The following is an 8,902-nucleotide window of genomic DNA, read 5'->3' as shown; positions in this document are numbered from 1 at the left end:
CTCGGCGTGGGCGTGCTGGGTGTGGAGCGCGTCTTATGCCGAGGTCGTTGTTATGCCGAGGTGGTGGGCGGTGGCGCTGCTGTTGGGGGTGACCGTGCCGGGGAGGTCGGCATAATCACAGGGCATGGTCCGGGCTTGGTCGGTCTTCTCCCGTCCGATCGTCGACGGGGAGGAGCAGCCCATGAGGGATCCATCACGGATTCGGGTGCCCGGACCGCTGGAGCCGTACGCGGAAGGCTTCCGCGGCGAACTGGCGGGGCGGGGATACTCGCCGGGCGCTGCCGCGGTGCAACCGCAGCTGATGGCGCACCTGAGCGGGTGGCTTGCCGGCCGGGGCCTGGACACTGCTGGGTTGACGTCCGCACTGGTGGACGCCTATCTGGCGGAGCGCCGCAGGCTGGGGTGTGCCAGCCATTGGACACGTCGGGCGTTGGCGCCGTTGCTGGGGTTCCTGCGACGACGGGAGGTCGTCCCGGCAGAAGCGACGCCGGGTCCAGCGGGGCCGGTGGAGGCGTTGCTGGGCCGGTATGCCCGCTGGCTGGCCGCCGAGCGTGGCCTTGCGGAGATGACCATCCGGCGCAATGTGGAGCTGGTCCGGCCGTTCCTTGCGGGTTGGGAGGCGGCCGGCGGGGTTGCGCTGGAGCATCTGCGCGCCGCTGACGTCACCGCGTTCGTGGTTGCCCACTGCCAGGACGCTCGTGGTGGGACGGCGCCGCGGATGGTGGGCGCGCTGCGGTCGCTGCTTGGGTTCCTGCACGTCGAGGGGCTCATCGACCAGCCGCTGGCCAGCGTGGTGCCGCCGGTGGCTACCTGGAAGCTCGCCGGGGTGCCCAAGGCGCTAGACGATGGCCAGGTCGCGGCGCTGCTGGCGTCCTGCGACCAGGACACCGCGGTGGGACGGCGGGATCTGGCGATCCTCACGGTGCTGGTGCGGCTGGGGCTGCGTGCGTCCGAGGCCGCGGCGTTGCGGTTGGACGACATCGACTGGCGGGGTGGTGCGGTCACTGTCCACGGCAAGGGCAACCGGCATGACCGGCTGCCGCTGCCGGCCGATGTCGGCCAGGCGATCGTTGCCTGGCTGACCGCCGGGCGGCCCGCCACCGCCGCCGGTGGCGGCCGGGAGCTGTTCGTGCGGGTCCGCGCGCCGCGGCAGGCGTTGACCCGCGGCGCGGTGACGCAGGTGGTGGCCCGTGCTGGGCAGCGGGCCGGGCTCGGCCCGATCCACGCTCACCGGCTCCGCCACACCGCAGCGACTCGCATGCTGCGCGGCGGCGGGTCGCTCGGCGAGATCGGGCAGGTGCTGCGGCATCGCCACGCGCTCACCACCGCGATCTACGCGAAGGTCGACATCGATGCGCTGCGTCTGCTGGCTCGTCCCTGGCCGGCAGGTGCCCGGTGAGCCCGCTCGGCCAGGCGCTGGCCGACTATCTGCGCGTCCGCCGTGCGCTGGGGTTCAAGCTCGACCAGGCGGAGCGGCTGCTGGCCCAGTTCGTCGCCTACCTGCACGCCCACGACGCCGAGGTGCCCACCATCGAGGACGCGCTGGCTTGGGCGATGTCGCCGACCGATGCCACGCCGCGCTGGTGGGCGCACCGGCTGTCGACGGTGCGTGGGTTCGCCGTGCACCTGCACGCCCTCGACCCGCGCGTGGAGGTCCCGCCACCGGGGCTGCTGCGGTGCGGGCCACGCCGGGCAATCCCCTACCTGTACTCCGCCGCCGACATCGGCGCGCTCGTCGATGCCGCCGCCATGTTGCCCCGCCCGCTCGGCGCGGCGACCTACCGGACCCTGATCGGCCTGCTGGCCGCCACCGGGATGCGCGTCGGCGAGGCGATCCGGCTCGACCGCGACGACCTCGACGCCGACCACGACGGGCTGCTGCGGGTGCGCGACAGCAAGTTCGGCAAGTCCCGCCTGGTCCCGCTGCACCCCAGCACCGTGGCCGCGCTGCGGGACTACCTGCACGTGCGCGACCGGCTGCTTCCGGCGCCGGCCAGCCCGGCGTTGCTCATCTCCACCGCGGGCACCCGGCTCGGCTACAACAACGTCTGGCGCACCGTCCACCGGCTGGTCCGCCAGGCCGGCATCACCGCCCGGTCGGCGTCCTGCCGGCCCAGGATCCACGACCTGCGCCACAGCTTCGCGGTGGCCACCATGCTGGACTGGTACGCCGGCGGCGCCGACGTGCAGGCGCTGCTGCCCAGGCTGTCGACCTACCTGGGCCACGCCGACCCCACCCACACCTCCTGGTACCTGCAGGCCGCGCCGGAGCTGCTCACACTGGCCGCGCACCGCCTCGACACCCACCTGGCAGCCCAGGCAGGCCGGCCATGAGCACCCTCGCCCCGACCCTGCAGGCGTTGGTCACCGACCGGCTGGCCCGCCAACGCCACGCCAGCGGCCACACCATCGCCGCCTACCGCGACGCGTGCAAGCTCCTGCTGGCCTTCGCCGCCCAGCGCACCGGCAAGCCACCCTCCCACCTGGACATCGCCGACCTGGACGCTGCGCTCATCGGCGCGTTCCTGGACCACCTCCAACACCAGCGCGGCAACAGCGCGCGGACCCGCAACGCCCGCCTGGCCGCCATCCACTCCCTGTTCCGCTTCGCCGCCCTGCGCCACCCCTCAAGACGCCGCCGGCATCCAACGGGTCCTGGCGATCGACCCTGCTGGCTAATTCCTCGGGGCGCTGAGGCTTGCTCGGCGTGCCGCCCGCTTGTTGATCTTCTTCGGGTGCATGATCGTGCTGCGGTCGGCTTTCCCCGTCCCCGGCCGCAGGATGGAGTGCGTGGTGTCCATGCAGCCGCAGCCGTGGCCACAGCCGGCGGAGGAGATTGCGGCCGCGGTGCGGGCCATGTATGCCGGGCGTGAGGTTCCGCTGCCGGTGCGGGTGCGTGATCAGCTGGGTGAGCTGTTCGCCGATGCCGAGTTCGCGGGAGCGTTCGGGGTGCGGGGCAAGCCGGGCTGGCCGCCGGGCCGGTTGGCGCTGGTCACGGTGTTGCAGATGGCCGAGGATCTGACCGACCGGCAGGCCGCCGAGGCGGTGCGGGACAAGATCTCGTGGAAGTACGCGCTGGGGCTGGGGCTGGACGACCCCGGCTTTGACCCATCGGTGCTGAGCGAGTTCCGCACCCGGGTCGTCACCCATGGCCTGGAGGAGCGGGTCTTGGACCTGCTGTTGGCCGCGTTGCAGGGCAAGGGGCTGGTCAAGGCCGGCGGCAGGCAGCGGACCGATTCCACGCACGTGATCTCGGCGGTGCGGGACTTGAACCGGCTGGAGTTGGCCGGGGAGTCGGTGCGGGCCTGCCTGGAGGCGCTGGCGGCCGCCGCGCCCGGCTGGCTGGCCCAGGCTGTCGATGTGGCCGGGTGGGGCAGGCGGTACACCGCGCGGGTTGACTCCTGGCGGCTGCCCGCCTCCCAGGCCAAGCGCACCGAACTGGCCCTGGCCTATGGGCGCGACGGCTTCGCGCTGCTTGAGGCCGTGTACGCGCCCGCCGCACCGCAGTGGCTGCGTGAGTTGCCCGCGGTGGGGGTCTTGCGCACGGTGCTGCTGCAGCACTACACCCGCACCGTCAGCCGCGGGCCGAACCGGCAGGAGGTGGCGTGGCGGGAGGCCGATTCGGACGGTCTCCCGCCGGGCAGATCGCGCCTGACCTCCCCGTACGACACCGACGCCCGCTGGGGCGTCAAGCGGGACACCTTCTGGAATGGCTACAAGGTCCACCTCAGCGAGACCTGCACCGCCCCGGGTGCCGCCGACATCGCCGGGACGGCCGCGCAGGCCGCGCCCGGGCCAAAGCCAGGGCAGGTCCCCGACAGGCCCAACCTCATCACCAATGTGGCGACCACGGATGCGACCGTGCCGGACGCGAAGATGGCCGACAAGATCCACCAGTCCCTCGCCGCCCGGGACCTGCTCCCCGCCGAGCACTACCTCGACTCGGGTTACCCGTCCGCTGAGTTGATCGTCGGCGCGCGGGCCACCTATGGCATCGCACTGATCACGCCGGTCCTGGCCGACACCTCCGTCCAGGCCAGAGGCAACGCCGGGTTCCAGGCGGCCGCGTTCACCATCGACTGGCAGTCCCGGCGGGCCACCTGCCCGCAGGGTCAGGTCAGCTCCTCCTGGAGCCCATGCACCCAGCACGGCACCGAGAAGATCGTGGTCAAATTCGCCGGCGTCACCTGCGGTGCGTGCCCGGCCCGCGACCAGTGCACCACCGCCAAGCGCGGCGGACGCCAGCTCACCTTGAACCCGCGCGACCTCCACGACACCCTCCGTCAAGCCCGCACCGAGCAAGACACCAAGGACTGGCAGGCCGACTACGCCCTGCGGGCCGGTGTCGAGGGCACCATCCGCCAGGCCATCGCCGTCACCGGCCTACGTCGCGCCCGCTACCGCGGCCTGGCCAAGACCCACCTTGAGCACGTGTACTCCGCCGTCGCGCTCAACCTGATCCGGCTGGATGCCTGGTGGAACGGCCATCCCCTGGACCGCACCCGCACCAGCCACCTCGCCCGCCTCCAACTCGCCCTGGCCGCATGACCCGAATAAGCCAGCAGGGTCGCGATCCCACCCAAACGCTACGACCAGACCCTCAGCACCTACCTCACCCAGCCCGAGACCGACGCGCTGCTCGCCGCCCCCGACCAGGCCACCTGGACCCGACGACGCGACCACGCCCTGCTGGCACTGGCCGTCCACACCGGCCTGCGCGTCTCGGAGCTGACCGCCCTGACCTTGGCCGACGTCCACCTCGGCACCGGCGCCCACGTCAGCTGCCTGGGCAAAGGCCGAAAACAACGCAGCACCCCGCTGACCGCCAACGTCACCGCCGTCCTGCACGCCTGGCAGACCGAACGCGGCGGAGCGCCCACCGACCCGCTGTTCCCGACCCGCCGCGGCACCCCGCTCAGCCCAGACGCCGTCGGGCAGCGCCTGACCACCCACGCCACCACCGCAGCGGCGACCTGCCCGACCCTTGCCGGCAAGACGATCACACCCCACGTGCTGCGGCACACCGCGGCCATGCGGCTGCTCAACGCCGGCGTGGACACCACCGTCATCGCCTTGTGGCTCGGCCACGAGCAGGTCGCCACCACCCAGGTCTACATCCACGCCGACCTCGCCCTCAAAGAACAAGCCCTCGCCCGCACCACCCCAGCCGGCACCACCCCAGGCCGCTACCAGCCACCAGACACGATCATCGCCTTCCTCGAAAGCCTGTGATTATGCCGACCTCCCCGGCACGGTCACCCCCAGCAGCAGCGCCACCGCCACCACCTCGGCATAACAACGACCTCGGCATAAGACGCGTTATCCCGATGTCCGTATAACGCGTCGGCGGTGACCACGGTGGCGGCGAGGTCCAGCCCGTCCAGCAGCGGCCGGAACCGGGCGATCTCGTTGGTGGTGGCGTCCACGTCGGTCTGGCCCAAGACGGCACGGCTGGTGTGGTCCATCACCGCCAGCAGGTGGACCTGCGGGTTGGGGTGGTGGCCGCTGCCGCGCAGGGTCTTGCCGTCGACCGCGACCGCCGGCCACGCCGGCCGGGTTGCCGGTGGTGTCCGGGTGGTCGGTACCGGTGGCTGCTGGTCGGCCAGCCACCAGCCGAGCGCGGCATCCAGCGCGTCGGCGTCGATACGGGCCAGGACCCGACGCACGGTGGCCTCACCGGGTGGCCGCCAGGCGCCGGTCCACGGGTCACAGCGCACCCCCAGCGCAGCCATGACCTGGCAGGGCGCGTCGCTGGCCCACTCACCGATCGCGGCCAGGGCCCTCGCCCCGGCCAGCACCGCGCACACCGCGACGCCGAGCACGCCGACCAGTGGATGGCGTCGGCCCCGCCGCTGCCGCGGGTCGGGCATGCCAGCGAGGTAGTCGAGCAGGCTGCGGCACTGGTCAGGCTCCAAGCTCCGGGATGGATCCCGATGACCGGCGATGGCAGCAATGGGCGATGATGTGGGGGCAGGCACGGTCTCCCGTCCTGGTCATGGGCTTCGACAACCACATGATCGCCGGGAACCGTGCCTGCCCCATATCCACACCAACCAGACAAAACCGCACTATGCCGAGGCCGTGGGGTACCAGGTCGGCCGCTGGGTGCGGGCCGTCCTGGTGAGCACCGCCTGGTTGGCAACTGTCGGAGGCAACGCGCCAGGGGCGGCCAGCTCACCGGTGGGATCAGGGTGCTCGTGGTTGTCTGCTCGATCCCGGATTGGCCGTGCCAGCAACGTGGCACGGGATGGCGAGGCCGAACGCGGCTCGGACTGGCCGCTCAGGGGTGCCAGCTGGGCCACAGGACTACGTCGAGGCTCCGGCAGAACGGGGATGTACCGCCTAGGCGAAGGAAGTACATCCTTTGCTGCGGGGGAAGGGGGGTGATTCCATGAAGCGCAAGCTCGCTGCGCTGCTGCTCGCGGTTGCGCTGAGCCTGACCGCCGCGCCGGCGTTCGCTGATGCCGGGGGCGGCCCGGGCAGCAACAACGGGTGTCCGGGCCACCAGCCGCCACCGCCGCCAGGCGGAGGTTGCGGCAACTAGGGTCTTGGGTAAGCGCCCAGAAGGGGAGGTCCCTCGATGTCCAGACGCACCCTACGGCGCCGCAGCACCGCGGTCGCGTTCATCTTTGCCATGCTGATGGCCGTGTCGGCCCCGGCGTTCGGGAACCCGCCGCCGCCGACCAACGGCGGCAACGGTGGCGGCCAAAGCGGCCAGTGCACCGGCAACCCGGACGGCCGGCCGGCCTCCTGCGGCCCGTAAGCGGGAGAGATACTCCAACCAGCAGCGGTGGCCTCCGCCACCCCCCGGGGCGGGGGCCACCGCCTGTGCTCGCCGGGCTTGGTCCTGACCCCGACCGCTGGTCCCTCGGCCGGTCTGTGGCGTTCGCAGCAGCAAGGATCCAGCAACGCCGTCGCCGTGCAGCACTTCGCCCGCCAATGGCGGTCGAGGGGTGACGTGGATGACCGTGGACGGCCAGCCCCCCATGGTGGACGAGCAAGCCGTCCTCGTGTTCCTGCGCCAGCTGGACCGTGCATTGTCGAGCGCGCTGCACGCCGACGAGCAGCAGCGGCTGCATCGGCTGACCCTGACCCAGACGTTGGTGCTGGCCGTGCTCGCCGACCCGCGGCGTCTCGATCAGGCACTGCGACACGCCGCCGCTGACCTCGCCACCTGGATTCCTGACCGCAGCCGTCTACCGCGACGGCTGCCGCCTGCCGGCGTGCTCAGCGGGCGGTCGGGTAGCAGCTCACCACCGAAGGCGGCGCGAGCCGAAGGTCCGCCCAAGGCGCTTCTGCGCCGCTTCCGCGAGGGGGGCAGTGGCGTTCCGGCGGTGAAGGGTGCGGTGTCGCGGCCGGGGCCGGCCGATGCACCTCCAGGTGGTCCTGGACTGCGCATCGGCCAGCCCCGGCCCGCGGCGTGCCTCCTTGCAGGAGGCCGGAGCGCCGGATTTCTTCCTCGGAGGACGGCGAATGAAGGCGAGGCGAGCGCTACCGGCAGTTGAGCTTGAAGAAGTCCACGGTGACCTCGCCCGTGGCCGAGATGTGGAGTTGCTCCACGGCGTTGAAGGACAATGTTGACCCGTCCGAGCCGGTGCCCTTGACGTTGAACGTGACCCAGAAGCCCTCGGTGCGGGAGTTGAGGTTGCCGCCGAACCACATGGTGAAGTGGCCGGTGTAGGAGGGGAGTGTCGGGTCCAGTGGCGTCAAGGAGAAGGTGCCGGTCTGGGTGCCCGTCACGTGCTCGGAGCCGTTGGCGGCGGTGCTGAAGTGGAACACCCCGTTGTAGGTGATCTGGATGCTGGCGGGGTCCCCGGTGCAGGGGTTGACGTCTTGGAACTCCTCGGTCACCCCGTGGAATGGGATCGTGGTTGATGTCGCCTGGGCCAAGGCCGGGCCCGCGGTGAGCCCGAGCAGCAAAAGGGGAAGCAGCAGCAGGGACAGCTTGCGTGCCATGTGGCACTCCTTTCCCGATGAGGGCCGGCCGAGATTGTCCGCCCCCCAGCGGTGGGACGAAATACGTTGTTGGTGGTATCTGCGGTGGTCAAAGCAGCCCCTGGTCGGCACGGTGGGCTGGAGGTGGGCGGCGGCGATTCGGCCGGTGCGCCCGCGCGTGTGGAGCCGGTCGGGTGCGAACGATGAAGGCTCCACACCGGCACAACGGACGCTGGTCGAGGGTCACGCAGGACATGCACGGCTTGGTCATGCAGACGCCACCCTACGTGGCAACCAGGCCAGGCTTGAGATTGCCGACAAAGGCGGCGCGGACCGAAGGTCCGCCAAGGCGCGGCCGCGTCGTTGGATCAATCGCGCGAAGCGCACCGCTCGGCGCGGCCGCGCCATTCTCCCGAGGGGGCCAGTCGGCCGTGCTGACCGCTGTGCGGCGCGGCAGGTCGACAGTGCGCACGGGCGAGCGTCAGGGCCGCAAGCCTGGATTGAGCATCGCCGGTCGCCTGTCTAGCGATTTTTGCCCTTACGGCCGAGTCTAGATGCGTGCGTATCTCGGGCATGACCTGCTCGGTGCGGCCTGTCTGCGACCTCCAGCCGCATTCGCAGCTCGCGCTGCGTCGGCCACTTCCAGCTGGTGGCGCGGGCCTGACGATCACCTTGTGCCCTGCGACCTGCTCATTGACGGAGATGGTCATGGAGCACCTCCGAGAATCGCGGCGAAGGCGGCCCCTCTGCCGTCGTGGCATCCATGGGCCGCAGGTATCGCTACTCAGCCAACCGGGCGGTTATGGCCGAACCTACCGCCTTGTCAAGCCCGTCACCAAATCCCCCCTTCCTGAGCGTTGAGGCCCACACGCCGATTGGCGCAACATGGACCATGCCCCGGACCAAGGTAGGAACCAAACTCTGCATCGTGGACCAACTGGTCGCTTCGCCTACTCGAAAGGGGTTG

At 71.2% G+C, this 8,902-nt stretch carries 9 protein-coding genes and 1 pseudogene; 8 read left to right on the top strand and 2 right to left on the bottom strand.

Annotation, left to right across the window (positions count from 1 at the left end; genetic code table 11):
• The first annotated feature begins 505 nt into the window (after positions 1-505).
• The 5 genes and pseudogenes from VG276_02955 (at position 506) to VG276_02935 (ending at position 5,232) form a co-directional block, all read left to right on the top strand.
• On the top strand, positions 506-1,399 hold the full coding sequence (locus VG276_02955; GenBank protein HEV8648368.1) for a site-specific integrase: 894 nt from the start codon (positions 506-508) through the stop codon (positions 1,397-1,399).
• A complete protein-coding gene (locus VG276_02950; protein ID HEV8648367.1) occupies positions 1,396-2,334 on the top strand; it encodes a tyrosine-type recombinase/integrase in 939 nt (312 codons plus the stop codon). Before VG276_02955 ends, VG276_02950 begins: the two co-directional genes overlap by 4 nt.
• Positions 2,331-2,670: pseudogene (locus VG276_02945) on the top strand (site-specific integrase). The gene VG276_02950 and the pseudogene VG276_02945 overlap by 4 nt, the downstream one beginning before the upstream one ends.
• Before the next feature lie 123 nt (positions 2,671-2,793).
• On the top strand, positions 2,794-4,548 hold the full coding sequence (locus VG276_02940) for an IS1182 family transposase (GenBank protein ID HEV8648366.1): 1,755 nt from the start codon (positions 2,794-2,796) through the stop codon (positions 4,546-4,548).
• A 24-nt stretch (positions 4,549-4,572) separates the two neighbouring features.
• Entirely contained in the window at positions 4,573-5,232 is a 660-nt protein-coding gene (locus VG276_02935; GenBank protein ID HEV8648365.1) for a tyrosine-type recombinase/integrase, read from the top strand.
• A 23-nt stretch (positions 5,233-5,255) separates the two neighbouring features.
• Here VG276_02935 and VG276_02930 read toward each other — a convergent pair whose 3' ends face one another.
• Entirely contained in the window at positions 5,256-5,915 is a 660-nt protein-coding gene (locus VG276_02930; GenBank protein ID HEV8648364.1) for a transposase family protein, read from the bottom strand.
• A gap of 476 nt (positions 5,916-6,391) precedes the next feature.
• Here VG276_02930 and VG276_02925 point away from each other — a divergent pair, with 476 nt between their 5' ends.
• From VG276_02925 to VG276_02915, 3 genes are all read left to right on the top strand, one after another.
• Positions 6,392-6,544, top strand: a complete 153-nt coding sequence (locus tag VG276_02925) for a hypothetical protein (protein HEV8648363.1) — start codon at positions 6,392-6,394, stop codon at positions 6,542-6,544.
• Positions 6,545-6,580: 36 nt separating this feature from the next.
• Complete coding sequence (locus VG276_02920; protein HEV8648362.1) at positions 6,581-6,763, top strand: hypothetical protein; 183 nt, start codon at positions 6,581-6,583, stop codon at positions 6,761-6,763.
• 199 nt (positions 6,764-6,962) lie between these two features.
• On the top strand, positions 6,963-7,505 hold the full coding sequence (locus tag VG276_02915; protein ID HEV8648361.1) for a hypothetical protein: 543 nt from the start codon (positions 6,963-6,965) through the stop codon (positions 7,503-7,505).
• Here VG276_02915 and VG276_02910 read toward each other — a convergent pair.
• A complete protein-coding gene (locus VG276_02910) occupies positions 7,492-7,956 on the bottom strand; it encodes a hypothetical protein (protein HEV8648360.1) in 465 nt (154 codons plus the stop codon). The genes VG276_02915 and VG276_02910 overlap by 14 nt on opposite strands.
• Between the last annotated feature and the right edge of the window lie 946 nt (positions 7,957-8,902).

The sequence above is a fragment of the Actinomycetes bacterium genome, assembly GCA_036000965.1.
GTDB lineage: Bacteria > Actinomycetota > CALGFH01 > CALGFH01 > CALGFH01 > DASYUT01.
Note: the sequence above shows the minus strand (reverse complement) of the source record. Positions and strands in the feature narration are given on the sequence as shown.